Origin of the sequence: Streptomyces ardesiacus (assembly GCF_003112575.1) — a bacterium.
Classification (GTDB): Bacteria; Actinomycetota; Actinomycetes; order Streptomycetales; family Streptomycetaceae; genus Streptomyces; species Streptomyces ardesiacus.
This window is the reverse complement of record NZ_BEWC01000016.1, coordinates 1-26,102: the sequence shown is the minus strand read 5'-3', so window position 1 is coordinate 26,102 and position 26,102 is coordinate 1. Positions and strand designations below refer to the sequence as shown.

Below are 26,102 nucleotides of genomic sequence, written 5' to 3'. Positions count from 1 at the left end.
ACCCTCTCCGCCCTCTTCCGTCGGCTTCCCGTGCTCCGCTCCGTCAGCTCCCCGTACTCCGGTACGAACGCAGCCCCGCCCGCCAGGCCAGCCCCGCAAGCCCGCAGCAGGCCGCGGCGACGAGCGGCGTCGTGAACGCCACCCACCCGGGCAGGTCCAGCGGGTACGGCCGACCCAGCACGTAACCCGCCGGCAGCCAGTTCACGAACGCCAGCGGCACCACGAACGTCACCCCCCGCACCAGGTCCAGCGCGAACACCGCCGGCGGATACTGCAGCAACGTCGTACCGCCGTACGTGAAGGCGTTGGCCACCTCCGACGCGTCCTGCGCCACGAACTGGAACGCCGCCGCCGCCAGGAACACCGCGCAGAAGATCCCCGCTCCGCCCAGCAGCATCACCGGCATCAGCAGCAGCTTCGCCGCCGTCCAGTCGACGTCGACGACCACCAGCGCGTACCCGAGCACCAGCAGCCCCTGCGTCACCCGGCCGAGCCGGCGCAGCGCGAACCGGTCCGCCGCCACCTGCGCGAGCACCGGCACCGGCCGCACCAGCAGCGTGTCCAGCGTGCCGTCGCGCACCCGGCGCCCCAGCCGTTCCATCGAGCCGACCGCCAGGTCCGCCAGACCGAAGGACACCCCGGACAGCCCGTACAGGAACGCCACCTCCGGCAGCGACCAGCCGCCCAGCGCGTCGACGCGGGAGAACATCAGCAGGATCGCCACGAAGTCCAGCGCGGTCATCGCGAAGTTCCCGACCGTCGTCAGCGCGAAGGACGTCCGGTACGCCATCGTCGACCTGATCCACATCCCGGCGATCAGCCCGTACGCGCGCACCCCCTCGACGGCACGGCCGCGCCGCACCTCCCTCCCGGCGACCTCAGCCACCCTGGACCACCACCCGGCGCGTCGCCGCCGACTGCACCAGCCGGCCCAGCGCCAGCAGCGCCACCGCCCAGGACGCCTGGAAGAGATACGTCCGCAGCGGATCCGCCTCCCCCAGCAGCACGTCCGCCGGCGCCTGCAGCAGCGACGACCACGGCAGCGCCCGCACCACCTCGCCGAGCGCCCCCGGGAACACGTTCAGCGGCAGCAGCATCCCCGAGCAGAACAGCCCCGCCAGCCACGCCATCTGCGTCACCCCCGTGCCGTCCAGCAGCCAGAACGCCGAGAGCGCCACCAGATAGCGCAGCGCGAAACCCACCAGCATCGCCAGCACCACCGCCACCAGGAACGCCGCCCACACGGACACCTCCCGCGGCAGCGCCACCGGGAAGAACAACGATCCGAACACGAACGGCACCACCCCGCGGCCCAGCAACTGGAACAGCGCCCGTCCCACGTCCGCCGCCAGCCACCAGAGCTGGAGATCGACCGGGCGGTACAGATCGACGGCCACATCACCCGTACGGATGCGCTCCATCAGCTCGTCCTCGAACCCCCCGCCGCCGATCGCCAGCGCCGCCAGCAGCGCCTGCCCCAGCCACACGAACGTCGACGCCTGCGCCTGGTCGTACCCTCCGAGCTGCGGTTTCTCGTCCCACAGGGCCAGATAGGTGTAGACGAGGATCAGTCCGAAAACGGTGTTGGTGAACACCCCGGCCGCCGTGGCCGCCCGATACGTCGCGTACCGTCGGAATCCACCCGCCGCGACGGCGACGTACAACCGCCCCGAGCCCGCACCCACTGCCCTCCCCCTCCGACCGGCACCAAAGCGCAGGAGCCTAGTGCGCCCCCGAAGGCCCCCGCCACGGAATTTCACGGGTGTGCCGTCGAGTGGGAACGGAACCCACGGTGCGAGAGTCTTCTTCAGAAGAACTCAGACGTACGAAAACCGTACGAAATGAAACAGGAGTCCGTGCACGAGATGAGCGACGAGCCGCAGCCGCAGCAGCCGACCCCGGGCTGGGCGCAGAGAGAGCCCCAGGCGGCCGGCAAGGGACCGACGGGAGCACCCGGCACGCCGAAGGCCGGGAAGGCGAAGAAGCCCAAGCGGCCCAAGCGCACCGGCTGGCGCCGGCTGATCCCCACCTGGCGCATCGTGCTGAGCACGGTCGTCGTCGGCCTCCTGCTGATCGTCGGCGGCTTCTTCCTCGGCTACCACCTCGTGCAGATCCCCGCCGCCAACGCCCTCGCCACCAAGCAGTCCAACGTCTACCTGTACGCCGACGGCACCGTCCTCGCCCGCGACGGCGAGGTCAACCGCGAGAGCGTCGGCCTCGCCGGCATCTCCAAGGAAGCCCAGCACGCCGTCCTCGCCGCCGAGGACCGCGACTTCTACACCGAGTCCGCCATCGACCCCATGGCGATGGTCCGCGCCGGCTGGAACACCGCCACCGGCAAGGGCAAGCAGTCCGGCTCCACCATCACCCAGCAGTACGTCAAGAACTACTACCTGGCCCAGGAACAGACCGTCACCCGCAAGGTGAAGGAGTTCTTCATCTCGATCAAGCTCGACCGCGAGAAGAGCAAGGACGAGATCCTCGAGGGCTACCTCAACACCAGCTTCTTCGGCCGCGGCGCCTACGGCATCCAGTCCGCCGCCCAGGCCTACTTCGGCGTCGACGCCAAGGACCTCACCGCCGCCCAGGGCGCCTACCTCGCCTCCCTGCTCAACGCCCCCAGCCAGTACGACGTCGTCGCCCACCCCGAGAACAAGCCCGCCGCCCAGTCCCGCTGGAACTACGTCATGAACGGCATGGTCGACAAGGGCTGGCTCAGCGCCTCCGACCGCGCCGCCGCCGAGTTCCCCAAGCCCAAGCAGTCCACCGTCTCCACCAACATGTCCGGACAGCGCGGCTACGTCGTCAACATCGTCAAGAAGTACCTGAGCGACAACGGCATCGTCGACGAGGAGGAACTCGGCCGCGGCGGCTACCGCATCACCACCACCCTCCAGAAGGACAAGCAGGACGCCTTCGTCAAGGCCGTCGACGACAAGCTCATGTCCCAGCTCGACCAGAAGGAACGCAAGGTCGACACCTACGTCCGCGCCGGAGGCGCCTCCGTCGACCCGAAGACCGGCAAGGTCGTCGCGATGTACAACGGCATCGACTACGTCAAGCAGTACACACCCAACGCCGTGCGCCGCGACTTCCAGGTCGGCTCCACCTTCAAGCCCTTCGTGTTCGCCTCCGCCGTCGAGAACCACTCGCAGACGCAGAGCGGCCAGACGATCAACCCCAACACCCGCTACGACGGCACCAGCGAACGCCCCGTCCAGGGCTGGGCCGGCGGCCGCTACGCCCCCGAGAACGAGGACCACCGCGACTACGGACACGTCACCGTCCGCGAGGCCACCGACAAGTCCATCAACGCCGTGTACGCCCAGATGGCCGTCGACGTCGGCTCCGACAAGGTCAAGCAGACCGCGATCGACCTCGGTCTGTCCAAGAACACCCCCGAGCTGACCCCCTCGCCCTCCATCGCGCTCGGCGTCGCCACCGCCAGCCCCCTGGACATGGCCGAGGCCTACGCGACCATCGCCAACCACGGCAGGCACAGCACCTACACGCTGGTCGAGAAGGTCACCAAGGACGGCAAGGAGGAGGTCGCGCTGCCCGAGCGGCGCGAGCACCAGGCCGTCAGCCGCGAGGCCGCCGACACCACCACGTCCGTGCTGCGCAGCGTCGTCGAGAACGGCACCGCCACCGCCGCCCAGGCCGCCGGCCGCCCCGCCGCGGGCAAGACCGGCACCGCCGAGGAGGACACGGCCGCCTGGTTCGCCGGCTACACCCCCGACCTCGCCACCGTCGTGGCCGTCATGGGCCAGGACCCCAAGACCGCCGCCCACAAGTCCCTGTACGGCGTCATGGGCCTCGCCCGCATCAACGGCGGCGGGGCGCCCGCCGAGATCTGGAGCCAGTACACCCGCAGCGCCCTCAAGGGCGAACCGGTCACCGACTTCGACCTCCAGCTCCAGACCGGCGCCGACGTCACCGCGCCCCCGAGCAGCGACGCCTCGGACGAGCCCGGCGACGGCGACGCGAGCGGCAGCAGCGACCCGGACACCCCGTCCACCGGCGACGAGGACGGCACCGGCAGCCCGGGCGACTCCGGCGGCAGCACCCCGCCCGGCGGCCCCGGCGGCACCGAGACCGGCCCCCCGGCCACCGGCGGCGGCACCCCGGGCACGGGCCGCCCCAGCACCGAGCCGGGCCCCACGGGCGGGGGCGGCGACGACTCCGCGAACGGCGGGACCGACGAGGGCGGCGGGGACACCGACGGCGCGGGCGGCGGCGCGCCGGACACCGGCACCAGCACCGGCGCGGGCACGGTCGCCGGCATCCCCGTCACGCCCCAGCGTCAGTGACCGGAGGTCGCCTTCAGACCCACCACGGCGACCAGCAGCAGGCCGATGAAGAAGATCCGGGCGGCGGTCGCCGGCTCGCCCAGCACCAGCATGCCGAGCACCGCCGCCCCGGCCGCACCGATGCCCACCCACACGCCGTAGGCGGTACCGATGGGCAGCGTCCGGGCGGCGTAGGACAGCAGCATCATGCTCGCGACGATCCCGGCGCCGGTGAACACACTCGGCCACAGCCGGGTGAAACCGTCGGTGTACTTCATCCCGATCGACCAGCCGACCTCGAGCAGACCGGCGACGACGAGCAGAACCCATGCCATGACAGGCACCTCCGTGAACGAAATGAACGGGGTGCGTCGTCTTTTCCTTCAGCCCGGTACGGCGCGTCTCGTCGGGGTGCTTCCCAAGGTAGCAAAGACAGGCGGAGGGGGCTGGTGACCTTGATCACCAGCCCCCTGGGTCCGACTCGAACCCGTGATTCAGAGGTACAGCCCGGTGGAGTCCTCCGACCCCTCGAACCGGTCCGCGGCCACGGCGTGCAGATCACGCTCGCGCATCAGCACGTAGCCCACACCGCGCACCTCGACCTCGGCACGGTCCTCCGGGTCGTACAGCACCCGGTCGCCCGGCTCCACGGTCCGTACGTTCTGCCCGACCGCGACGACCTCGGCCCAGGCCAGCCGCTTGCCGACGGCCGCCGTCGCGGGAATCAGGATGCCGCCCCCGGAACGCCGCTCGCCCTCGCCGGTGTCCTGCCGCACGAGTACGCGGTCGTGCAGCATCCGGATGGGCAGCTTGTCGTCCTGGGGACCGTGCTCGTTTCTCTTGGCGCTCACGCCCTGAACCTACCTGCCCCCGCTCAGCGCTTCCGCCGCCGGGTGCCGCTCAGGGCGAGCAGCCCCACGACCCCGGCCACCAGCAGCGCGGCCGGCACGACCCGCTCCATCCGCGGGGCGCCCTCCTCGTCCACGAACTGCGCCTTCACGTCGCTGACCACCCGGTTGACCTGGACGTACGCCCGGCCGAGGGTGTGATCGACGCTGGCGGCGACCTTGGCCTTCGCGTCGTCGACGATCGTCTTCGGGTGCACCCGCATCCCGAGCTCGTCGAGCGTCTCGGCCAGCACCTCGCGGCGGCGCTTGATGTCCGCCTCGATCTGCGCCGGGGTTCTGATGTCCGACGTGTCCGCCACCGTACGCCTCCGAAGTCCTCTGACACTGTCCCGGACAGTCTGTCAGCTCCAGGCCCGCTCGCACGGTCAGGACCCCCCGTTACGCTGACCAGATGAGCGAGCGACTCCAGCCCGGGGACCAGGCCCCGGCCTTCACCCTCCCGGACGCCGACGGCAACGAGGTGTCCCTGTCCGACCACCAGGGCCGCAAGGTCATCGTCTACTTCTACCCTGCGGCGCTTACCCCCGGCTGCACGAAGCAGGCGTGCGACTTCACCGACAACCTCGACCTGCTGGCCGGCGCCGGGTACGACGTCATCGGCATCTCCCCCGACCAGCCCGAGAAGCTGGCCAGGTTCCGCGAGACCGAGTCCCTGAAGGTCACCCTCCTCGCCGACCCGGACAAGAAGGTCCTCGACGCGTACGGCGCCTTCGGCGAGAAGAAGAACTACGGCAGGACCTACATGGGCGTCATCCGCTCCACGATCGTGGTCGACGAACAGGGCAAGGTCGAACGGGCCCTGTACAACGTCCGCGCGACGGGCCACGTGGCCAAGATCATCAAGGACTTGGGGATCTGAGGTCCCCCTGGCGGGGCCCGTGGCAGAGCATTCCGTCACGGGCCCTTCCGCATGCCGTGCGTGTCGGTCCGATAAACGGTTCGTTACTCCGTACGAGGCCGCGAACACGCGGCCGGGACGGAGGGGACGTATGGGGGAGAGTGCGTACAGCCGGGAACGGCTGGCGGAGGCGGCCCGGGGGGCGCGGACGTTGTCGGAGGCGTTGGTGCGGTTGGGGGTGGATCCGGAGAGTTCGACACGCCGCTACGTGCTGGGACGGATGAAGAAGTTGGGGGTGGACGTGTCGCACTTCCAGCGCGAGGGAGTGCGGTGGACCCGGGAGGTACTCCAGGAGGCAGTCACCGCTTCGACGAACATGTGCGAGGTACTCCGGCATCTCGGACTGGAAGTGGTCGGCGGACACCACACGCACATCAGCCGGCGGATCAAGGCCTACGGCATCGACATCTCGCACTTCCAGATGCCGACCCGAAAGGGGAAGCCCCGGCGCCCCCGGTCGCCTGAAGGCTTGCTCGTCGAGCAGTCGCCCGCCGATGCGAGGCGTATTCCCAGTGATCGACTCAAGTGGGCGATGGCGGCCGTGGGCGCGCCCAAGCGGTGCGCCCTGTGCGACAACGACGGCATCTGGCACGGACGCCCGATCCCCCCTCGAGGTCGACCACATCGACGGCGACTGGCGCAACAACCGCGTCGAAAACCTCCGCCTCCTGTGCCCCAACTCGCAGTCGGCGTCCCCGACACCTGTGACGGCTGCGGTACGGGCCCCGAGTGGCTCGGCAAGCCCATGACGCTGGAAGTCGACCACGTCAACGGCGACTGGAGCGACGATCGGCAGGAGAACCTTCGGTTGCTGTGCCCCAACTGTCATGCCGCCACCGCCACCTGGTGCCGAGGCGGCCGACGGCGGCATACTGCGCCCAGTAAAGTAGGCCCGGTCGGGCGCCCGTACGCCAACTGGCCGAGCGGCAATCTTTAGGTGGTTGTGTTTGTCGGTTCGAATCCGACCGGGCGCACAGGGCCCTGTACCTGCGAAACGTAGGTACAGGGCCCTCATTCTTGAGTCAGCCGAGCAGTTCCCGTACCGCCGGGACCAGTGCGCGGAACGCCTTCCCCCGGTGGCTGATCGCGTTCTTCTCCTCCGCCGTCAGTTCCGCGCAGGTCCGTGTCTCGCCGTCCGGCTGGAGGATCGGGTCGTAGCCGAAGCCGCCCGTGCCGGCCGGGGCGTGGCGGAGGGTGCCGGGGAGGTGGCCCTCGACCACGCGCTCCGTGCCGTCGGGCAGGGCCAGGGCCGCCGCGCAGGCGAAGTGGGCGGCGCGGTGTTCGTCGGCGATGTCGGCGAGCTGGGCGAGGAGGAGGTCGAGGTTGGCCTTGTCGTCGCCGTGGCGGCCTGCCCAGCGGGCCGAGAAGATGCCGGGGGCGCCGTTGAGGACGTCGACGCAGAGGCCGGAGTCGTCGGCGACGGCGGGGAGGCCGGTCGCCCGGGCGAGGGCGTGCGCCTTGAGGAGGGCGTTCTCGGCGAAGGTGACGCCGGTTTCCTTGACGTCGGGGATGTGCGGGTAGGCGTCCGCGCCGACGAGGTCGTGGGGCAGGCCCGCGTCGGCGAGGATGGCCCTGAGTTCGGTGATCTTGCCGGGGTTGCGGGTGGCGAGGATGAGGCGGGTCATGGGGGTCAGTATTCCGGAGCCCCCGTGTCCCGCCCTGCCGGGCTCTCCCCGGCCCTCGCCGGGCCCTCCTGCCGCCCTACGGCGTGCAGACCTTCGTCAGTTCGCCCGCCGCGTCGGTGACGGGGCTGAGGTCGGGGGTCTCGTCGCCGTTCTTCACCGCGGTGCGGACGTTGTCGACGGCCTCGCCGAGGGAGTCGACGGCCTTGTTGACGTCGGCGTTGTCGGTCTGGTCGCCGATCCTGCCGAGGTTCTTGTCGATGGAGTCGAGGGACTCCTCCCACTGGGTGGGGTCGTCCGTGTTCTCCACCGCCTGCTGGAGTTCGGTGACGCTGTCGGCTATCGCGTCGGCCGTGCGCACGCAGTCCAGGGCCTTGTCGACGGCGTCGCAGCCGGTGGTGAGGCCGGTGGTCAGGGCGATGGCCGCCACCGTGGCGGCGGTGACGGCGGTGCGGCGAAGGCTGCGGTGGCGGCTCGCGGCCATGGGTCTCGGTCCTCCCCTTGGGACAGGGCCGGGCGGGCCCGTGTGCGGTGCGACGGCGGGCGTACGGCGGGGTTCGCCGTACGCCCGTGGTGCTGTACTGCTCTGTACCGCTAGGGACGCTCCCGGGGGCGGCCGAGTTGCGTGCCCTTGGCGTTCCCTTTACCCGCTTTACCTTTCGAGGGCCGTGTCGAGCGCCTTGCGCTGGAGTTCGGCGAGTTCCGTGCAGCCGGCGGCGGCGAGGTCGAGCAGGGCGTTGAGTTCGTCCCGGGCGAAGGGCTCGGCCTCGGCGGTGCCCTGGACCTCGACGAAGCGGCCGTCGCCGGTGCAGACGACGTTCATGTCGGTGTCGGCGCGGACGTCCTCCTCGTAGCGCAGGTCGAGGAGCGGGGTGCCGTCGACGATGCCGACGGAGACGGCGGAGACGGTGCCGGTGAGGGGCTTGCGGCTGGGCTTGATCAGCTTCTTGGTGTGCTGGGCCCAGGTGATGGCGTCGGCGAGGGCGACGTAGGCGCCGGTGATGGCGGCGGTGCGGGTGCCGCCGTCGGCCTGGAGGACGTCGCAGTCGAGGACGATGGTGTTCTCGCCGAGCGCCTTGTAGTCGATGACGGCGCGCAGGGACCGGCCGATGAGGCGGCTGATCTCGTGGGTGCGGCCGCCGATGCGGCCCTTGACGGACTCGCGGTCGCCTCGGGTGTTGGTGGCGCGGGGGAGCATGGCGTATTCGGCGGTGACCCACCCTTCGCCGCTGCCCTTGCGCCAGCGGGGCACGCCTTCGGTGACGGAGGCGTTGCAGAGGACCTTGGTGTCGCCGAAGGAGACCAGGACGGAGCCTTCGGCGTGCTTGCTCCAGCCGCGTTCGATGGTGACGGGGCGGAGCTGTTGGGGGGTGCGGCCGTCGATTCGTGACATGCGGGTGAGCCTAATCCAGCGCGCGGGCGGCCCGGATGGCGCGGCGGTGCGGTCCGCGGGCGGCCCGTGTTGCCGGAGGCCGGAAGGCGGTGGCCGGACCGGCTGCCGCGGACGGCACATGAAGTGACGCGCGCGGACTGTCATCATGCCGACCGGGGGCGGACCTTGGTGTGGGGGCCGCATGACGTGGGGAGAGTGCGGCGCGCATGCCCGGGATCGAGACCGATGCGCTGGACACGGCGGGGGCGGTGTTCGTGGCCGTCCTGGCAGTCGGTTGCGCGGGGTGGGGCGGGCTGGCCGTCCTGCGGCCGGGCCGGCCGCCGCAGCCGATCACGGGTCCGGTGTGGGTGGTCCGCGTCTGGGGGATCGCTTATGTGCTGCTGGGTGTGTGTATGGCCGTCAGGATGACGGCTCTGCTGGTCGGCGCGGCGCCGGCCTGGCCGATGACCCTGCTGCACTGGGTCGCCGGTCCGCTGCTGCTCTTCTCGGTGGCCGCGGCGGGGGTCTCCGAGCGGCGGGCCCGCGTCCGGGCCGGAGGCGTCGCCGGCGGGCGGCACGGGCGGCGCGGGTGAGGCGGCCCGTGTCCTGGCGCGGGGCGGCGCGGGCCGGCGCCGTGTGCTGGGCGGTCAGCGGTGCCGGGTACGGGGTGCTCGCCGTCCTCGATCGGCCGGAGCTGTCCCCGGCACCGCTGATCTGCGCGGGCCTGGGGCGATGGTTCTTCGTGTATCACCGCTGCTGGCGGGCGGCTGTCGCGGCGGGCGTCGTCGGGTCCGTCGTGCTGTTCGGGCTCGTGGACGTGCTGCGGCCGGAGCTGGGCCGGTACGGGGCGGACGCCGTGGCCACGGGGGCCGCGTCGACGGCCGCTCTGGCCGTCTTCGCCCTGGTGGACCGGGTGACCGGGCGGGCCGGAGGGGACCCGGCGGTTCGACGGCGTCCGTGAGGCGGGCGCCCACGACGAAGGGGCCCCTCCCGTGCGGGAGCGGCCCCTTGCCGGTGAGCCCGGTCGAATCCGGTGGCTCACATCATGTCTTCGATCTCCGCCGCGATCGGGTCGGCGTCGGTGCCGATGACGACCTGGATGGCGGTGCCCATCTTGACGACGCCGTGGGCGCCGGCGGCCTTGAGGGCGGCTTCGTTGACCAGGGCCGGGTCGTTGACCTCGGTGCGGAGTCGGGTGATGCAGCCTTCGATCTCGTCGATGTTGTCGATGCCGCCGAGGCCGGCGACGATCTTCTCAGCCTTGCTGGCCATGTTCGTTCTCCCTGATCCGAGCCGCTTTGTCGCAGTAACCCACAGTTGGCCCATCTTCGCGAGCGGTCATGCGGTGGGTACCGAATGATGGCGGTCACGACGGCTGAGCCGTCCGTCTACTGGTCTACACCAGTGTACCGGCGACCGAACGGAGACCGGATGAGTGCCGACAGCACGGTCAGTCCCGCCCGCGTCCGCTGGAACAAGGCGTTCCAGGGGCTGCAGAAGATGGGCCGCAGTCTCCAACTGCCCATCGCGGTCCTGCCCGCCGCCGGCATTCTCAACCGGCTGGGTCAGCCGGACGTGTTCGGGAACGACGGTCTGGGCTGGTCGAACGTCTCGAAGGTGATGACGGGTGCGGGCGGTGCGCTGCTCGACGGGTCGCTGGGGCTGCCGCTGCTGTTCTGCGTGGGTGTGGCCATCGGGATGGCGAAGAAGGCCGACGGTTCGACGGCGCTGGCCGCGGTGGCGGGGTTCCTCGTCTACTACAACGTGCTGCGGCAGTTCCCGGAGGACTGTCCGGAGGGGTCGAAGGCGGTGGCGCAGGTCGGGTGCCAGCCGACCGGCGGCGACGGCGAGGTGACGGCGTTCGCCTTCCAGAACCCGGGGGTCTTCGGCGGCATCGTGATGGGGCTGCTGACGGCGTACTTCTGGCAGCGGTTCCACCGGACGAAGCTGGTGGACTGGCTGGGCTTCTTCAACGGGCGCCGGCTGGTCCCGATCGTCATGGCGTTCGTGGCGATCGTGTTCGCCGCGCTGTGCCTGTGGGTGTGGCCGCCGATCGGTGACGCGCTGGAGAGTTTCAGCAACTGGTTGACGGGGATCGGCGCATGGGGTTCGGGGATGTTCGGGCTGACGAACCGGGCGCTGCTGGTGATCGGTCTGCATCAGTTCCTGAACGTGCCGATGTGGTTCCAGTTCGGTTCGTACACGAAACCGGACGGCACGGTGGTGCACGGCGACATCAACATGTTCCTGGCGGGCGATCCGAACGCGGGCCAGTTCACGACCGGCTTCTTCCCGATCATGATGTTCGCGTTGCCGGCGGCGGCCCTGGCGATCACGCACTGCGCGAGGCCGGACCGGCGCAAGGAGGTCGGCGGACTGATGCTGTCGGTGGGGCTGACGTCGTTCGTGACGGGGATCACGGAGCCGCTGGAGTACTCGTTCATGTTCGTCGCTCCCCTTCTGTACGCGGCGCACGCGGTGCTGACGGGGGTGTCGATGGCCGTGTCGTGGGCGCTGGGGGTGAAGGACGGGTTCAGCTTCTCGGCGGGGCTGATCGACTACGTCATCAACTGGAACCTGGCGACGAAGCCGTGGCTGATCATTCCGATCGGGCTGTGCTTCGCGGCGGTCTACTACGCGGTTTTCCGGTTCGCGATCACGAAGTTCGATCTGAAGACTCCGGGCCGGGAGCCCTCGGACGAGGTGGAGGACGTCACCAAGGTGTAGACCTCTTCCGTTCCTCACGTACCCTTTGAGGGTGGTCTCGCGAAGGCCCCCGGACCGTCGGTCCGGGGGCCTTCTCCGCGCCCTCCCGCGCCTGTGATCAGGGGACTTGGCCGGGTACTGCGCGTAGCGCCGCGGTCGCGGAATCACGGGTTCCTTACGCGGCCTTCATCGTGCTACAACAGGTCTACACCACTGAGTGGTGTAGACCACCACCCGATGGAGGAAGCATGAGCACCGCCACCGACACGGCGGCCCCCGCAAAGAAGCGGGGATCCGGTCTTTTCCAGGGGCTGCAGAAGGTAGGACGCAGCCTCCAGCTCCCGATCGCCGTGCTGCCGGCGGCGGGCATCATGGTCCGGCTCGGCCAGGACGACATCTTCGGCAAGGACGGCCTCGGCTGGGACAAGGTCGCCGCGGTCTTCAACAACGCGGGCGGTGCCCTCACCGGTTCGCTGCCGATCCTGTTCTGCATAGGCGTGGCCATCGGCTTCGCCAAGAAGGCCGATGGCTCGACGGCACTGGCCGCGGTGGTCGGCTTCCTCGTCTACAGCAAGGTCCTGGAGGCCTTCCCGGTCACCGAGGCGGTGGTCAAGCAGGGCGAGGACGTCGCCGCGACGTACAACGACCCGGGTGTGCTCGGCGGCATCATCATGGGTCTGCTGGCCGCCGTGCTGTGGCAGCGGTACCACCGCAAGAAGCTGGTGGACTGGCTCGGCTTCTTCAACGGCCGTCGCCTCGTGCCGATCATCATGGCGTTCGTCGGCATCGTCGTCGGTGTCTTCTTCGGTCTGGTCTGGGAGCCCATCGGCGACGGCATCTCGAACTTCGGCGAGTGGATGACCGGCCTCGGCGCCGGTGGTGCGGCCCTGTTCGGCGGCGTGAACCGCGCGCTGATCCCGGTCGGCATGCACCAGTTCGTGAACACGGTGGCCTGGTTCCAGCTCGGTGACTTCACCAACGCCGCGGGCGACGTCGTGCACGGTGACATCACCCGCTTCCTCGCCGGTGACCCCGACGCGGGCATCTTCCAGTCCGGCTTCTTCCCGATCATGATGTTCGGCCTGCCGGCCGCCGCCATCGCCATCGCGCACTGCGCCCGCCCCGAGCGCCGCAAGGCCGTGATGGGCATGATGGTCTCGCTGGCCGCGACCTCGTTCGTCACCGGTGTGACCGAGCCGATCGAGTTCTCGTTCATGTTCATCGCGCCGGTCCTGTACGTGCTGCACGCGGTGCTGACCGCCGTCTCGATGGCGGTGACGTGGGGCCTGGGTGTGCACGCCGGCTTCAACTTCTCGGCCGGTTTCATCGACTACGCCCTGAACTGGCACCTGGCCACCAAGCCATGGCTGATCATCCCGATCGGCCTGGTGTTCGCGGCGATCTACTACGTGACGTTCCGTTTCGCGATCGTCAAGTTCAACCTGAAGACCCCGGGCCGCGAGCCCGAGGAGGAGATCGAGGACCTCACCAAGGCGTGAGCCCCCGGCCGCCCGACGTGCGGAAGGCCCCGGAACCGCGAGGGTTCCGGGGCCTTCCCCGTGTCCGGGGCTCCCGGGCTCAGATCTCGTACACCGCGCCCGCCGCGGCGACGTCCACGGGCCCGTCGTAGACCTCGCGTGCGTCGGCGCGGTTGACCTCGGGGTCGGTCCACGGGGGGATGTGGGTGAGCACCAGGCGCCGGGCACCGGCCCGGGCGGCGCTCTCGCCGGCCTCGCGTCCGTTGAGGTGGAGGTCGGGGATGTTCTCCTTGCCGTGCGTGAAGGCGGCCTCGCACAGGAACAGGTCGGTGTCGCGGGCGAGTTCGTCCAGCACGGGGGTGGCGCCCGTGTCGCCGGAGTACGTCAGTGAGCGGCCGCCGTGCTCGACGCGGACGGCGTAGGCCTCCACGGGGTGGGCGACGCGCTCGGTGTGCACGGTGAACGGGCCGACCTCGAAGGTGGACGGCTTGACCGTGTGGAAGTCGAACACCTCGCTCATGGAGGAGGCGGAGGGGGTGTCGGCGTAGGCGGTGGTCAGCCGGTGCTCGGTGCCCTCGGGTCCGTAGACCGGGATGGGGGCGCAGCGGCCGCCGTCGTACCGGTAGTAGCGCGCCACGAAGTAGGCGCACATGTCGATGCAGTGGTCGGCGTGCAGATGGCTGAGGAAGATCGCGTCGAGGTCGTAGAGACCGCAGTGGCGCTGCAACTCGCCGAGGGCGCCGTTGCCCATGTCGAGGAGCAGCCGGAAGCCGTCGGCCTCGACGAGGTAGCTCGAGCAGGCCGATTCCGCGGACGGGAACGACCCCGAGCAGCCGACGACGGTGAGCTTCATGAAGCAGAAACCTCCGCTGGCGGGTGTGGAGAGACGGGGGTCGTGCGGTTTGTCGAGCGTAAGGCGCAAAACCTGTGGTCGCTCCTCCGCCAGGGGCCGTTGTGGGCGAACTCACCTGTGGGATCACCGGTTCGGCTGGACGTGGGGCGCGCGGGGCCGCCGAAGGGGCGCGCGCCGGTGGCGTACGCCGGTACGGTCGTCGGTATGGACACGTCCTGGTGGCTCGTCTTCGCGGCGGTGGTGCTGCTCGCGCTCGTCGCCACGGTCGTCGACGGCTGGGGCCGGGGGCGAAAGCCCCGCGGCCGGGGGCGGCGGCCCCGTGACCGGCGCGGGCCCGGGGACTGGCGCGGGCCCGGGGACTGACGCGCGGCACGCGAAAACCCCGGCTGCCCTCGCGGGACGCGGGAGGGATGTGCCGGGGTGGTTCGCGCGGTGTGCCGCGCCCCCTGGCGGGGGCGCGGGGAGAACCGTCAGGCCCAGAGCTGGCCGTGGAGGGTTTCGATGGCGGCCTCGGTCGTCTCGGCGGTGTAGACGCCGGTCGACAGGTACTTCCAGCCGCCGTCGGCGACGACGAAGACGATGTCCGCGCTCTCGCCGGCCTTGACCGCCTTCTTGCCGACGCCGATAGCGGCGTGCAGGGCGGCGCCGGTGGAGACGCCCGCGAAGATGCCCTCCTGCTGGAGCAGTTCCCGGGTGCGGGTGACCGCGTCGGCGGAGCCCACGGAGAAGCGGGTGGTGAGCACGGAGGCGTCGTACAGCTCGGGCACGAAGCCCTCGTCGAGGTTGCGCAGGCCGTACACGAGGTCGTCGTAGCGCGGTTCGGCGGCGACGATCTTCACGTCGGGCTTGTGCTCGCGCAGGTAGCGGCCGACGCCCATCAGGGTGCCGGTGGTGCCGAGCCCGGCCACGAAGTGGGTGACCGAGGGGAGGTCGGCGAGGATCTCGGGGCCGGTGCCGGCGTAGTGGGCGCCGGCGTTGTCCGGGTTGCCGTACTGGTAGAGCATGACCCAGTCCGGGTGCTCGGCGGAGAGTTCCTTGGCGACCCGCACGGCGGTGTTGGAGCCTCCCGCGGCCGGGGAGGAGATGATCTCCGCGCCCCACATGGCGAGCAGGTCCCGGCGTTCCTGGGAGGTGTTCTCGGGCATCACGCAGACGATCCGGTAGCCCTTGAGTCTGGCGGCCATGGCCAGCGAGATGCCGGTGTTGCCGCTGGTGGGCTCAAGGATCGTGCAGCCCTTGGTCAGGCGGCCGTCCTTCTCGGCCTGCTCGATCATGTGGAGCGCGGGGCGGTCCTTGATCGAGCCGGTCGGGTTGCGGTCCTCCAGCTTGGCCCAGATGCGGACGTCGTCGGACGGCGACAGCCGCGGCAGGCGCACCAGAGGGGTGTTGCCCACCGCGGCCAGCGGAGAGTCGTAGCGCATCGGCGATCAGGCCATGCCGCCGGCCACGGCCGGCAGGATCGTGATGCTGTCGCCGTCGGACAGCTTGGTCTCGATGCCGTCGAGGAAGCGGACGTCCTCGTCGTTCAGGTAGACGTTGACGAAGCGGCGGAGCTGCTCGCCGTCGACGATGCGGGCCTGGATGCCCGCGTGCCGGGTCTCGAGGTCGGCGAAGAGCTTGGCGAGGGTGTCCCCGTTGCCCTCCACCGCCTTCTGGCCGTCGGTGTACTGGCGGAGGATGGTCGGGATGCGGACCTCGATGGCCATGGCTGAGTGCTCCTGTCGGAAGGTGGTCGTGGGTTCGTAGGGCGCGGCGGCACACGTCGGCACGCACGCCGCGGCTCACGGCCGTACGGCGGCGGCCAGGATCAACAGATGGCGCTTTTCAGCCTGCACAGGTCGACGTGCAACCGCGCCACGAGCAGCGTGCCCGGCGCCTTTTCGCTCACGTCGAGAAGAACCATGGGCTCATCGTATCGATTCCCGGTCCGGCTTCCGGAGTGTGATCTCACCTGATGGACCTTTTCCGTCCGGTGCGTGAGATCAGTAGGCCTCGACGACCTTGACCTCCTCCTCCGTGACCTCGCCCTCCACGATGCGGAACGAGCGGAACTGGAACTCGCCGACGCCGTCGGTGTCCGCGGTGGAGACGAGGACGTAGTGGGCGCCGGGCTCGTTGGCGTAGGTGATGTCGGTGCGGGAGGGGTGGGCCTCGGTGGCGGTGTGGGAGTGGTAGATGACCACCGGCTCCTCGTCGCGGTCGTCCATCTCGCGGTAGAGCTTGAGGAGGTCGTGCGAGTCGAACTCGTAGAAGGTGGGCGAGCGGGCGGCGTTGAGCATGGGGATGAACCGCTCGGGGCGGCCCTCGCCGACGGGACCGGCCACCACGCCGCACGCCTCGTCGGGGTGGTCGGCGCGCGCGTGGGCGACGATCTGGTCGTACAGGGCCTGTGTGATGGTCAGCATGCGGCCAGGATAAGCAGACGGGCCCCTCCGTACCGGTGGGTGGTACGGAGGGGCCCATATACCGGACGGCGTCAGCCGATCTTCTCGAACTCCGGCTCGCCCGGCCGCTCGGTGATCTGCGGGTTGCGGCTCCTGAGCACGGCCCAGCCGATGCCGAGGGCGACGGCCCAGCCCGCCATCACGTACAGGCAGACGCGGGCGTCCGCGTCGTAGGCGATCAGGCAGGTGACGAAGAGCAGGAAGGCGATGGCGACGTAGGAGCACACCGACCCGCCGGGCGCCGGGAAGGAGGAGGCGGGCAGGCGGCCCGCGACGACCTTGCGGCGGTAGAGCACGTGGCTGATCAGGATCATCAGCCAGGTCCAGATGCCGGCGGCGGTGGCGACGGAGGTGACGTAGCCGAAGGCCTTCTCCGGGACGAGGTAGTTGAGGACCACGCCGATGGCCATGAAGACGACCGAGACGGAGATGCCGATGGCCGGGGTCTTGGTCGAGGACAGCCGGTTGAAGACCTTGGGGGCCTCGCCGTTGTCCGCGAGGGTGCGCAGCATGCGGCCCGTGGAGTACATGCCGGAGTTGCAGGAGGACAGGGCGGCGGTGAGCACCACGAAGTTGACGATGCCGGCGCCGGCCGGGATGCCGATGACCGCGAAGGCCTCCACGAAGGGGCTGACGCCCTCGGCGAACTCGGTCCACTTGACCACGGCCAGGATGACGGTGAGGGCGCCCACGTAGAAGAGGGCGATGCGCCAGGGCAGGGTGTTGATCGCCTTGGGGAGGGTCTTCTCCGGGTTCTCGGACTCACCGGCGGTGACGCCGACCAGCTCGACGGCGAGGTAGGCGAACATGACGCCCTGGAGGGTCATCAGGGACGAGCCGATGCCCTTGGGGAAGAAGCCGTCGAACTCCCACAGGTTGGAGACGGCGGCGGTGTCGCCGGCCTGGCTGAAGCCGAAGGTGATGACGCCGATGCCGATCACGATCATGCCGATGATGGCGGTGACCTTGACCATCGAGAACCAGAACTCGATCTCGCCGAACAGCTTCACCGAGATCAGGTTGGCCACGAACAGCAGCACCAGGAAGACCAGGGCCGAGACCCATTGCGGGATGTCCGGGAACCAGTAGTGGATGTAGATGGCGGCGGCGGTGAGTTCCGCCATGCCGGTGACCACCCACATCAGCCAGTACGTCCAGCCGGTGAAGTAACCGAAGAAGGGGCCGAGGAACTCGCGCGAGTACTCGGCGAAGGAGCCGGAGACGGGACGGTAGAGGAGCAGCTCGCCGAGCGCCCGCATGATGAAGAAGATGATCACACCCGCGAGGGCGTACATGAGGATGATGCTGGGGCCGGCCTTGGCGATGTTGGCCCCGGCGCCCAGGAAGAGGCCGACGCCGATGGCGCCGCCGATCGCGATCATCTGGACCTGGCGGCTGTTGAGACCGCGCTCGTAGCCCTCTTCGGGGGCCTTGTCCGTGTCGACCTGCGCAGAGGTCATGTGTGGTGCGCCTTTCTCCATGCCGACCCGGACCTTGACTCGGCCGCGGATCGGGTCTCGATCCCCCCGGATGATGGAGCTGAGCGGGCCTCACATCCCGCTCGGTGCCTGGCCGGCGGTCTGCCGGCTCGGTGGCGCACCCGGCCGAACATTCGGGTGGTGTTCGCCGGGCGGTCGTGAAGATTTACCACGACGGCGACCCCGATCACAGGGGCGGAGAGTGATGTGTCCCACAGGGAGAAGCGGACAAAGGGCGCCCCTTTCGAGCAAAAGAGGCGCACCTTTGACGGGATCGTTATCCGGATTTGAGGCTCCGCTGAGCGGACACACGACTACGGAGCGTGGCGAATTCGCCCGGTTCAGGGCATAAGCGTCACGACGAGCGACTCCTGGAGCCCGCCGAGCCACAGGTAGGCCATCACCATCGGCTTGCGCGGGTCCTCGTCCGGGAGCCGGTAGAGCAGGTCGGTGTCGTCCTCGTCGGCGATCTCGAGCCGGGCGCCGATCGCCAGGCGCAGGTCGTTCAGGGCGCCGAGCCACTGCCGGGACTCCTCCGCCGACAGCTTCAGCACCGCCCCGCCCCCGCCCGCGGACTGCGCGGCCACGGCGTCCAGGGCGCGGATCACCGCGAGGGCGCTCTCCCGCTTGCCGGCCCGCAGGTCGTTCTCGGTGTAGCGGCGGAACTCCGCGGAGTGCGCCCGCTGCTCCTCGGCCTCCCGGGCCTGCGGGGTGCCCTCGGGGTCGCCGTAGGCGTCCGGGAACAGGCGGCGCAGCACCGGGTCGGAGGGCGGCTCGCTCGGGCCCTCGGCGAACAGCTCGGCGAGCGGGTCGTCGGAGGCGTCCTCGGCGGGGCCGGGCCCGATCAGCTCCAGGAGCTGCACGGCCAGGGAGCGGATGATGGAGATCTCGACGTCGTCGAGGGCGACGGCCGCGCCGCCGCCGGGGAGCGGTTCGAATTGTCCGGGCATGAAGGCGATTCAGCTACTTCCGTCCTGCGGGCGGGCGTGGGTCATTTCCGGTCCTGCTGGAGGGTGGCCCACAGACCGTAGCCGTGCATGGCCTGCACGTCCCGTTCCATCTCCTCCCGGCTGCCGCTGGAGACGACCGCCCGGCCCTTGTGGTGGACGTCCATCATGAGTTTGGTGGCCTTGTCCTTGGAGTAGCCGAAGTACGTCTGGAAGACGTAGGTCACGTAGCTCATGAGGTTGACGGGGTCGTTGTGCACGATCGTCACCCAGGGCACGTCGGGCTCGGGTACGGCGAAGACCTCCTCCGCCGACTCGGTCTTCTCGATCTCCATGGGTGCGGCTGCCGTCACAGTGCCCATGCTGCCACCACAGGGGGGCACCCGCACAAACGGGCCTGTGGCGGGCGCCACGCGAACCCGGCGGCCCCGAAATCGTCAGAGTGACGAAATGGGGGTACGATCCGTCGTATGAACACAGCGGACCTTGGGCTGCCGGTGGACGTCCCCTCGACGGCGCTCTTCACGGACCAGTACGAGCTGACCATGCTCCGAGCCGCCCTGAAGGCCGGTACGGCCGGGCGCCGGAGCGTGTTCGAGGTCTTCACCCGGCGGCTGCCGGACGGCCGCCGCTACGGCGTCGTGGCGGGCACCGGGCGGGTGCTGGACGCGGTGGAGAACTTCCGCTTCGACGCGGACGTGCTGCGCTTCCTGCGCGAGCGGGACATCGTCGACGAGGAGACCCTGGACTGGCTGGCGCAGTACCGGTTCGGCGGGGACATCTGGGGCTATCCCGAGGGCGAGGTGTACTTCCCCGGGTCGCCGATCATGCGGGTCGAGGGCACCTTCGGCGAGTGCGTGCTGCTGGAGACGGTGATCCTCTCCATCCTCAACCACGACTCGGCGATCGCGGCCGCCGCCTCCCGCATGTCGTCCGCGGCCGGGGAGCGCCCGCTGATCGAGATGGGCGCCCGCCGCACCCACGAGCTGGCTGCCGTCGCCGCCGCCCGCTCGGCCTACGTCGGCGGCTTCGCGACCACCTCCGACCTGGCCGCCGGCTTCCGCTACAACATCCCCACCGTCGGCACCTCCGCCCACGCCTTCACCCTGCTGCACGACAACGAGCGCGACGCCTTCCGCGCCCAGGTGGACTCCCTGGGCCGGGACACCACGCTCCTGGTGGACACCTACGACGTCGCCGAGGCCGTCCGCACGGCCGTGGAGGTCGCCGGGCCCGAGCTGGGCGCCGTGCGCATCGACTCCGGCGACCTGCTGCTCGTCGCCCACCGGGTGCGCCAGCAGCTCGACGAGCTGGGCGCCACCGACACGAAGATCGTGGTGACCTCGGACCTGGACGAGTACGCCATCGCCTCGCTGGCGGCGGCGCCCGTGGACGCGTACGGCGTCGGCACCCAGCTGGTGACCGGCTCCGGGCACCCGACGGCCTCGATGGTCTACAAGCTGGTCGCCCGCGCCGAGTCCGGCGAGGAGGGGGCGCCGCTGGTGCCGGTGGCCAAGAAGTCCACCGGCGGCAAGACCTCGGTCGGCGGTCGCAAGTGGGCCGCCCGGCGCCTGGCAGCCGACGGGCACGCCGAGGCCGAGGTGGTCGGCACCGGTCCGGTCCCCGACGAGCTGGCCGACCGGCAGCTCCTGGTCGAGCTGGTCAAGGGCGGTGAGGTCGTCGCGCGCGAGCCGCTGGACGCCGCCCGGGACCGCCACGCGGCGGCCCGCGCCAACCTGCCGCTGTCCGCCACCCAGCTCTCCCGAGGGGAACCCGTCATTCCGACGGAGTACGCGCACGGGGGCTCGGGTAGCTAAAGCTGGTGCGGCCCCACAAGGGCCGAATCAGCCCCGTGGACCCCGACGAACCAGCCCGCCCGCACCGCACCGCACCGCTCCGCACCGACCCCACCAGTCGACCCAGTCGAAGGACACCGACCATGCGCCGCGCCTTGATCGTCGTAGACGTGCAGAACGACTTCTGCGAGGGGGGCAGCCTCGCGGTGTCCGGCGGTGCCGACGTGGCCGCCGCCATCACCGAGCTGATCGGGCAGGCGCCCGCCGGCTACCGCCACGTGGTGGCCACCCGCGACCACCACGTCGCCCCGGGCGGCCACTTCGCCGACAACCCGGACTACGTCCACTCCTGGCCGGCGCACTGCGTCGCCGGTACCGAGGGGGTCGGCTTCCACCCGAACTTCGCCCCGGCCGTCGCCTCCGGCGCGATAGACGCCGTCTTCGACAAGGGGGAGTACGCCGCCGCCTACAGCGGCTTCGAGGGCGCCGACGAGAACGGCACCGGCCTCGCCGCGTGGCTGCGGGAGCGGGAGATCGACGAGGTCGACGTCGTGGGCATCGCCACCGACCACTGCGTCCGGGCCACCGCCCTGGACGCCGCCCGCGAGGGCTTCCGTACGCAGGTGCTGCTCGACCTGACCGCCGGGGTGGCCGTGGAGACCACCGAGCGGGCCCTGGAGGAACTGCGGGAGGCGGGCGTGGAGCTGTCTGGGAAGCCGGTCGTGCAGTAGCAGCAGGGGACGGCCCCCTGGGTCCGCCCCCGGGGCCGGCCTCCTAGGTCTGGGCGGTCGGGCGTCTGAGCAGGGCCCTGATCGGGTGCCACAGCTCCTGGACCGGCTCCGGGCCGCCCACGGCCCCGGCCACCGGTGCCGTACGCCATATCAGGCCGTCCGGGTGGTGCAGGACCGCGGTGACCTCGTCCGGGGTCGGCGGGGCCGCGTTGCCCCGCAGGTAGACGCTGCGCAGCCCGAGGTTGCGCAGCCTGGTCAGGGCGCGCGCCCGGTTCTGGGCGTGGACGAGGAAGCGCACTCCCCCGGGCTCCCGGCCGGCGGGGCTGGGCAGGTTCAGTGCCACCACCACCGTGCCGTTCGGCAGCTTGCAGAAGCCTCCTGCGGCCATGCGGTCATACCCCCGAGTCAGCCTGGGCCGGTCCGGTTGCCGGACCCGGTGTCAATAAGAGAACCACAGGACGCACCTAAACACGGATCGGCGGCGACCCGCCAGGGGGTCACCGCCGATCATGCTCTGACCTGGGCAGATGCTATTTACCTGCCCGCGGGGCCGACCTCGAGCTCGATCGTCGAGCCGTTCTTGGCCTCCTTGAGGATCTTGATCTTCGTGTTGGTGTCAGTGATCTGGACACCGCCGGTCGGGTTCGCCGGGTCCCAGTAGTCGTCCTTGCGGTCGTTGAAGACCGAGACGCCCTTGGAGCCCGGGACGTACTTCGCGACGTCCGCCTTGTGCAGCGTCATGCCGTCCGTGCGGTAGAGGCTGAACGGCGAGTCGTACGCCTGCATGCGGTTGCGCATGAGCGTGCCGTCCTTCCACTTCAGCGCGGTCGGGTGCGAGTCGATCGGCAGGACCAGGCCCTTGCCCGGGTGCTGGCTGGTGTTGTTGTCCGCCTGGGAGGTGTCCCACTTCCAGATCAGCAGGCCGTTCTGGTACGCGTAGTGCTCGACCCAGTCCGGGCGCTCCGTGAAGCCGAAGTTGTACGGGCCGGTCTCCAGCGTCTTGTCGAACGACTCGTACTGCCGGTTCTCGGCGATGTAGTACTGCGCGTAGTCCTTGGTGAAGGACGCGCCCTTGCGGGTGAAGCCGTCCGCCGTCCACGCGGCGTCCTCGGTCTCCGCGTCGTCGGAGAAGAGCGTCTCGCCGTCGGCCGTCACCGCGATCTGGTCCGCGGCGAAGCCCTTCATGGCCAGACCGCCGTCGGTCTGGTAGCGGAAACGCAGGTCGATCTTCTGGCCGGCGTAGGCGTCCAGCGGGTAGACCAGCTTGCCGTAGGCGTCCACGGAGGCGCTCAGGGCGGGCTTGTCGCTGCCGTCGCGCTGGATCGGACGGCCGTCGAACGTGCCGTCGACCGCGGTCCAGTTGGCGCCGCCGTCGGTGGACACCTCGGTGTAGAGGAAGTCGTAGTTGGCCTCGATGTCGTACCAGCCGTCCAGGGTGAGGGAGGCGGACGACTTTCCGGTGAGGTCGACGCTGCGGGTCAGGGTGTTCTTGAGGTCGTTGCCGCTGCCGCTCCACCACTGGGTCTCGCCCTGGGCGGGGGGAACGATCTCGGTGGTGACCGCCTTCTTCGGCAGCTCGACGACCAGGCCCTGCTTGTGCTTGGTGTTGTACTCGGCCAGGCCCAGCTTGTGCCAGGAACTGACGCCCGCCTTGGCGGTGTCGTAGTTCAGCCAGCCGAGCTGGAGCTTGTCCCAGGCGTTCATGTCGCCGGGCAGGTCGCCGATCTCGTTGCGGCCGGTGCCGAGCCAGGAGCCGGACGACATCAGCGTCCAGAAGCCGGTGGAGTTGTCGCCGCCGTTGGTGTCGTAGAGGTCCGGCAGACCGAGGTCGTGGCCGTACTCGTGAGCGAAGACGCCCAGTCCGCCGTTCTCCGGCTGGATGGTGTAGTCGCCGACCCAGACGCCGGTGTCGCCGATCTGGGTGCCGCCGAGCTTGTTGCCGGCCGGGCCGGTGGCGCCGGCGTCGGTGCCGAAGGCGTACCAGCGGTGGGCCCAGATGGCGTCCTCGCCCTGCGCGCCGCCGCCCGCGGACTCGTCCTCGCCGGCGTGCACGATCTGGAAGTGGTCGATGTAGCCGTCGGGCTCGTTGAAGTCGCCGTCGCCGTCGTAGTCGTAGCGGTCCCACTGGTCGTACTGGGCCAGCTGGGCCTTGATCTGGGCGTCGGTGCGGCCGGCCGCCTTCTGGTCGGCGACCCAGGCGGTGACGCCGTCCTGCACCGCGTACCAGGCGCAGTTGTCCGGGTCGCACTTGTTGGAGCCGTACCGGGCCTCGTTGTAGGGGACCTTGACCCAGTCGGAGACCTCGCCGTCGACCGAGTAGCGGCCGGAGGACTGCTTCTCGTAGTAGGTCTTGACCGAGTTGACGCCCTTGCCGGAACCGAAGTACAGGTCCTGGTAGTGCTCCTGGTCGTAGTCCTCCTGCCAGGCCGTGGAGTTGTCCTTCTTGCGGTTCGGCTTGGCGATCTCGTTGTGCAGCGGGCCGGGCGTGCCGCCGTAGCGGCTGTCGACCTTGTCGCCGAACTCGACCAGGATGGTGAAGATCTTGTCGGTCTTCTCCCGGCCCAGCTCGACGTACTTGGCGTCGCCCTTCTTGCTCTTGAGCTGGACGACGTTGGAGCCGTCCTTCTTCTTCACCGAGGCCTTGCCGGATATGACCTGGTTCAGGGCCTCCTCACGCTGGGCGGCCTGAGTGTCGCTCAGGGGGCCCTTGAGGTCGTGGGAGCGCGTGGTCTTCTCGGGGCTGGGGTCGTGGCGGTTCACGGCCTCCGGCCGGGACGGCGAGTCCGCCTGCGCCACGCCCGCCGCGGAGAACGTGGCGGCCGCCGCGGCGAATGCGACGGTCGTCGCCGCCGTTCTGAACTTCCAGGATCTACTGGACACTTGAGTTCCTCCCCCGCGTCCACGCGCGCGGAAGGGGGGACAAGAACAGAGCAAAGTCCGCGCACACGTGATCAACGCGTGTAGTCAAGTGACGACATTTGACTAGAGGTTCGACGGAAAAGACAGACCTTGACTTGAGCAGAACAAGTGCACTATGCGGAGTGGCCGTTCGCTTTGCGGACACCGGATCGTGACCTCCGCCGGTTCGCACGGGCCCCGGCCGGATCCGGCGGGCGCGCGGGACCGTCCGCTTCCCGGACATCATGAATCCGTGCGCCCCCCGTGCATCGGCCGTGCCGGTTAGGTCGTGCTTACTACCGTTTCCCCTCGGGCACACAGCGGGTTAGAGTCGCTTGGCGGAACGCCCGGAGACCGGCGGAAAGCCAGGCCGACAGCCCCGTCTCACCCCCTGACTGCCTTCCGAGGACACGATGGCCATGCCCCGTCCGACTGCCGCACAGTTCGCCTACGGTTCGTGCACCGTGATCTTCTCGACACTCGCCATGCTGTTGCTGTCGCAGACGAGTTCGGGTCCCGGAGTCGCCCTCGTCGCCGTCGCGGCCCTCGCCCTCGGGCTGCTGGTCGCCATGACGGTCCCGCTGCTCGGCACCCGTACGGCCACCGACGCGCCGGTCCGCGGGCTCGCGGCCGACCGGGAGCCGGTACGGATTCCCGCCCCGGCCCGCGTCTCCGCGGGAGCCGCCGAGTCGACGCGCGGGCGGGCCGCCTGAGACGGAAGCGGGGCCCGGTGCCGCCGACCGTGGCACCGGGTCCGTGACCGTCAACGGGTGCTGACCACCACCGTCTTGGCCGCCTTGTCGTGCAGGCCCTGCTTGTAGGGCTTGTCGAAGAAGCTCCAGCCGCCCGCGATGATCGTCCACACGCAGGCGCAGCAGAAGGCGAACGGGATCCACAGCACCAGGGCCCGGATCAGCGACGTCTGCACCGAGGGCGTCGCTCCGTTGTCCAGGGTGGCCACCCGCATCCCGAGCCACTTCTTGCCGAGGGTCTGGCCCGTGGTCGTGGTCATGTAGGTGTCGTAGGCGATGTAGAGCACGGCGGCGATCACGGACTGCCCGAAGGACTTCCCCACGGAGATCTCGTCCCCGTTGACCTGGTACTCCTGGACGTTGAACGCCCAGCTGAGCAGCCAGACCACGATGCCCACGAGGATCATGTCGATGATCCGCGCGAGCGTGCGCCGCCCGCTGTCGGCGAGCGGGGGCATGCCGGCCAGCGGATCGGCGGGGTAACCGCCACCGCCGTACGGACCGCCACCGGGCGGACCACCGCCGTAGGGACCACCGCTGCCGGGGGGAGGGGCGCCGTAGGGACCGCCACCGCCGGGGGGAGGGGCGCCGTGGGGACCACCGCCGTAGGGACCGCCGTCGCCGGGGGGAGGGGCGCCGTGGGGACCACCGCCGTAGGGCCCCCCTCCGCCGGGGGGCGGGGGCGGGTTGTCGTAGGGGTTCTTCCTCAGCGGGTCGTCGTCCGGCGGCTGCTGCCCGCCGGCGCCGGGGGGCGGTTCGCTGCTCATGCCCCGAGTCGAACCCGGACTCCTTTACGGCGCATCCGCCGAGGGCCGTCCGGTGGACGGGGGTGGGCCGTTCGGAGGCATGCGGCACGGCCCCGCGCCTCCTTCAGGGGCGTCCCGTGCACATACCTCGGGCGCGGAGAACCGCGCGACCAGCCCCCCCCCC

The 26,102-nt window shown here is 70.1% G+C and carries 30 protein-coding genes, 1 tRNA gene, 1 pseudogene and 1 riboswitch; of the genes and pseudogenes, 12 read left to right on the top strand and 20 right to left on the bottom strand.

What is annotated here, in order from left to right:
* Window positions 1-43: 43 nt before the first annotated feature.
* A complete protein-coding gene (locus Sdi02f_RS35065) occupies window positions 44-808 on the bottom strand; it encodes an ABC transporter permease (protein ID WP_203711862.1) in 765 nt (254 codons plus the stop codon).
* A gap of 70 nt (window positions 809-878) precedes the next feature.
* Window positions 879-1,685 (bottom strand): ABC transporter permease, encoded by an 807-nt coding sequence (locus tag Sdi02f_RS35060; RefSeq protein WP_030401982.1) that lies wholly within the window; start codon window positions 1,683-1,685, stop codon window positions 879-881.
* Window positions 1,686-1,865: 180 nt separating this feature from the next.
* On the opposite strand from Sdi02f_RS35060, the gene Sdi02f_RS35055 reads away from it, so the two are divergent.
* Entirely contained in the window at window positions 1,866-4,310 is a 2,445-nt protein-coding gene (locus Sdi02f_RS35055; RefSeq protein WP_174843438.1) for a transglycosylase domain-containing protein, read from the top strand.
* Here the strand turns inward: Sdi02f_RS35055 and Sdi02f_RS35050 are convergent.
* From Sdi02f_RS35050 to Sdi02f_RS35040, 3 genes are all read right to left on the bottom strand, one after another.
* A complete protein-coding gene (locus Sdi02f_RS35050) occupies window positions 4,304-4,624 on the bottom strand; it encodes a DMT family transporter (RefSeq protein ID WP_030401984.1) in 321 nt (106 codons plus the stop codon). The genes Sdi02f_RS35055 and Sdi02f_RS35050 overlap by 7 nt on opposite strands.
* Window positions 4,625-4,654: 30 nt before the next feature.
* A riboswitch (guanidine-III (ykkC-III) riboswitch) is annotated at window positions 4,655-4,722 on the bottom strand.
* Window positions 4,723-4,783: 61 nt separating this feature from the next.
* A complete protein-coding gene (locus Sdi02f_RS35045) occupies window positions 4,784-5,140 on the bottom strand; it encodes a GroES family chaperonin (RefSeq protein WP_003975911.1) in 357 nt (118 codons plus the stop codon).
* A 23-nt stretch (window positions 5,141-5,163) separates the two neighbouring features.
* Window positions 5,164-5,496, bottom strand: coding sequence for a DUF3618 domain-containing protein (locus tag Sdi02f_RS35040; RefSeq protein ID WP_030401985.1), 333 nt, complete (start codon window positions 5,494-5,496; stop codon window positions 5,164-5,166).
* Between the two features lie 92 nt (window positions 5,497-5,588).
* On the opposite strand from Sdi02f_RS35040, the gene bcp reads away from it, so the two are divergent.
* From bcp to Sdi02f_RS35025, 3 genes and pseudogenes are all read left to right on the top strand, one after another.
* On the top strand, window positions 5,589-6,056 hold the full coding sequence (gene bcp, locus Sdi02f_RS35035) for a thioredoxin-dependent thiol peroxidase (RefSeq protein WP_031084274.1): 468 nt from the start codon (window positions 5,589-5,591) through the stop codon (window positions 6,054-6,056).
* Between the two features lie 130 nt (window positions 6,057-6,186).
* A pseudogene (locus Sdi02f_RS35030) lies at window positions 6,187-6,844 on the top strand (HNH endonuclease).
* A gap of 151 nt (window positions 6,845-6,995) precedes the next feature.
* Window positions 6,996-7,069, top strand: a tRNA-Leu gene (locus Sdi02f_RS35025).
* 48 nt (window positions 7,070-7,117) lie between these two features.
* Here Sdi02f_RS35025 and rdgB read toward each other — a convergent pair.
* The 3 genes from rdgB to rph all read right to left on the bottom strand — a co-directional run bounded on the left by rdgB (window position 7,118) and on the right by rph (window position 9,110).
* Complete coding sequence (gene rdgB, locus Sdi02f_RS35020; protein WP_031084275.1) at window positions 7,118-7,720, bottom strand: RdgB/HAM1 family non-canonical purine NTP pyrophosphatase; 603 nt, start codon at window positions 7,718-7,720, stop codon at window positions 7,118-7,120.
* A 76-nt stretch (window positions 7,721-7,796) separates the two neighbouring features.
* Window positions 7,797-8,201: a hypothetical protein gene (locus tag Sdi02f_RS35015; protein WP_030401989.1), complete on the bottom strand. Its 405-nt coding sequence runs from the start codon at window positions 8,199-8,201 to the stop codon at window positions 7,797-7,799.
* A 168-nt stretch (window positions 8,202-8,369) separates the two neighbouring features.
* Complete coding sequence (gene rph / locus Sdi02f_RS35010) at window positions 8,370-9,110, bottom strand: ribonuclease PH (RefSeq protein ID WP_030401990.1); 741 nt, start codon at window positions 9,108-9,110, stop codon at window positions 8,370-8,372.
* Window positions 9,111-9,316: 206 nt separating this feature from the next.
* Here rph and Sdi02f_RS35005 point away from each other — a divergent pair, with 206 nt between their 5' ends.
* Together Sdi02f_RS35005 and Sdi02f_RS35000 are read left to right on the top strand one after the other, a co-directional pair.
* Window positions 9,317-9,682, top strand: a complete 366-nt coding sequence (locus tag Sdi02f_RS35005) for a hypothetical protein (protein WP_030401991.1) — start codon at window positions 9,317-9,319, stop codon at window positions 9,680-9,682.
* A gap of 8 nt (window positions 9,683-9,690) precedes the next feature.
* Window positions 9,691-10,050: a hypothetical protein gene (locus Sdi02f_RS35000; protein ID WP_234328440.1), complete on the top strand. Its 360-nt coding sequence runs from the start codon at window positions 9,691-9,693 to the stop codon at window positions 10,048-10,050.
* Between the two features lie 77 nt (window positions 10,051-10,127).
* Here Sdi02f_RS35000 and Sdi02f_RS34995 read toward each other — a convergent pair whose 3' ends face one another.
* On the bottom strand, window positions 10,128-10,361 hold the full coding sequence (locus tag Sdi02f_RS34995) for a PTS sugar transporter subunit IIB (protein WP_003975905.1): 234 nt from the start codon (window positions 10,359-10,361) through the stop codon (window positions 10,128-10,130).
* A 159-nt stretch (window positions 10,362-10,520) separates the two neighbouring features.
* Between Sdi02f_RS34995 and Sdi02f_RS34990 the strand changes: the two genes are divergently transcribed.
* Entirely contained in the window at window positions 10,521-11,816 is a 1,296-nt protein-coding gene (locus tag Sdi02f_RS34990) for a PTS transporter subunit EIIC (protein ID WP_030401993.1), read from the top strand.
* Between the two features lie 227 nt (window positions 11,817-12,043).
* A complete protein-coding gene (locus Sdi02f_RS34985) occupies window positions 12,044-13,294 on the top strand; it encodes a PTS transporter subunit EIIC (protein ID WP_030401994.1) in 1,251 nt (416 codons plus the stop codon).
* 79 nt (window positions 13,295-13,373) lie between these two features.
* Here Sdi02f_RS34985 and Sdi02f_RS34980 read toward each other — a convergent pair whose 3' ends face one another.
* Complete coding sequence (locus Sdi02f_RS34980; RefSeq protein ID WP_108934753.1) at window positions 13,374-14,126, bottom strand: MBL fold metallo-hydrolase; 753 nt, start codon at window positions 14,124-14,126, stop codon at window positions 13,374-13,376.
* Between the two features lie 204 nt (window positions 14,127-14,330).
* On the opposite strand from Sdi02f_RS34980, the gene Sdi02f_RS34975 reads away from it, so the two are divergent.
* A complete protein-coding gene (locus Sdi02f_RS34975) occupies window positions 14,331-14,489 on the top strand; it encodes a hypothetical protein (RefSeq protein ID WP_037798375.1) in 159 nt (52 codons plus the stop codon).
* A gap of 107 nt (window positions 14,490-14,596) precedes the next feature.
* Here the strand turns inward: Sdi02f_RS34975 and Sdi02f_RS34970 are convergent, their stop codons facing one another.
* The 7 genes from Sdi02f_RS34970 to clpS all read right to left on the bottom strand — a co-directional run bounded on the left by Sdi02f_RS34970 (window position 14,597) and on the right by clpS (window position 19,357).
* On the bottom strand, window positions 14,597-15,547 hold the full coding sequence (locus Sdi02f_RS34970; protein WP_030401996.1) for a PLP-dependent cysteine synthase family protein: 951 nt from the start codon (window positions 15,545-15,547) through the stop codon (window positions 14,597-14,599).
* Window positions 15,548-15,553: 6 nt separating this feature from the next.
* The gene (locus Sdi02f_RS34965) at window positions 15,554-15,832 is read right to left on the bottom strand and encodes a MoaD/ThiS family protein (RefSeq protein ID WP_030401997.1); all 279 of its coding nucleotides are present in this window, start codon (window positions 15,830-15,832) and stop codon (window positions 15,554-15,556) included.
* A 101-nt stretch (window positions 15,833-15,933) separates the two neighbouring features.
* The gene (locus tag Sdi02f_RS36930) at window positions 15,934-16,029 is read right to left on the bottom strand and encodes a putative leader peptide (RefSeq protein ID WP_309546867.1); all 96 of its coding nucleotides are present in this window, start codon (window positions 16,027-16,029) and stop codon (window positions 15,934-15,936) included.
* A gap of 79 nt (window positions 16,030-16,108) precedes the next feature.
* The gene (locus tag Sdi02f_RS34955; RefSeq protein ID WP_030401998.1) at window positions 16,109-16,531 is read right to left on the bottom strand and encodes a M67 family metallopeptidase; all 423 of its coding nucleotides are present in this window, start codon (window positions 16,529-16,531) and stop codon (window positions 16,109-16,111) included.
* A 71-nt stretch (window positions 16,532-16,602) separates the two neighbouring features.
* A complete protein-coding gene (locus Sdi02f_RS34950) occupies window positions 16,603-18,030 on the bottom strand; it encodes an amino acid permease (protein WP_030401999.1) in 1,428 nt (475 codons plus the stop codon).
* Window positions 18,031-18,389: 359 nt separating this feature from the next.
* Window positions 18,390-18,998, bottom strand: coding sequence for a DUF2017 domain-containing protein (locus tag Sdi02f_RS34945; RefSeq protein ID WP_030402000.1), 609 nt, complete (start codon window positions 18,996-18,998; stop codon window positions 18,390-18,392).
* A gap of 41 nt (window positions 18,999-19,039) precedes the next feature.
* On the bottom strand, window positions 19,040-19,357 hold the full coding sequence (gene clpS / locus Sdi02f_RS34940) for an ATP-dependent Clp protease adapter ClpS (protein WP_030402001.1): 318 nt from the start codon (window positions 19,355-19,357) through the stop codon (window positions 19,040-19,042).
* Between the two features lie 108 nt (window positions 19,358-19,465).
* Between clpS and Sdi02f_RS34935 the strand changes: the two genes are divergently transcribed.
* Both Sdi02f_RS34935 and Sdi02f_RS34930 read left to right on the top strand, forming a co-directional pair.
* Entirely contained in the window at window positions 19,466-20,812 is a 1,347-nt protein-coding gene (locus tag Sdi02f_RS34935; RefSeq protein WP_030402002.1) for a nicotinate phosphoribosyltransferase, read from the top strand.
* Between the two features lie 122 nt (window positions 20,813-20,934).
* Window positions 20,935-21,522 (top strand): nicotinamidase, encoded by a 588-nt coding sequence (locus Sdi02f_RS34930; protein ID WP_030402003.1) that lies wholly within the window; start codon window positions 20,935-20,937, stop codon window positions 21,520-21,522.
* 43 nt (window positions 21,523-21,565) lie between these two features.
* On the opposite strand, the gene Sdi02f_RS34925 is transcribed toward Sdi02f_RS34930, so the two are convergent.
* Both Sdi02f_RS34925 and Sdi02f_RS34920 read right to left on the bottom strand, forming a co-directional pair.
* Entirely contained in the window at window positions 21,566-21,910 is a 345-nt protein-coding gene (locus tag Sdi02f_RS34925; RefSeq protein ID WP_108934752.1) for a hypothetical protein, read from the bottom strand.
* Between the two features lie 146 nt (window positions 21,911-22,056).
* Window positions 22,057-24,402: an immune inhibitor A domain-containing protein gene (locus Sdi02f_RS34920; RefSeq protein WP_108934751.1), complete on the bottom strand. Its 2,346-nt coding sequence runs from the start codon at window positions 24,400-24,402 to the stop codon at window positions 22,057-22,059.
* 437 nt (window positions 24,403-24,839) lie between these two features.
* Between Sdi02f_RS34920 and Sdi02f_RS34915 the strand changes: the two genes are divergently transcribed.
* The gene (locus Sdi02f_RS34915) at window positions 24,840-25,133 is read left to right on the top strand and encodes a hypothetical protein (RefSeq protein WP_030402006.1); all 294 of its coding nucleotides are present in this window, start codon (window positions 24,840-24,842) and stop codon (window positions 25,131-25,133) included.
* Window positions 25,134-25,183: 50 nt separating this feature from the next.
* On the opposite strand, the gene Sdi02f_RS36025 is transcribed toward Sdi02f_RS34915, so the two are convergent.
* Entirely contained in the window at window positions 25,184-25,939 is a 756-nt protein-coding gene (locus Sdi02f_RS36025) for an RDD family protein (protein WP_055467605.1), read from the bottom strand.
* Window positions 25,940-26,102: the final 163 nt, after the last annotated feature.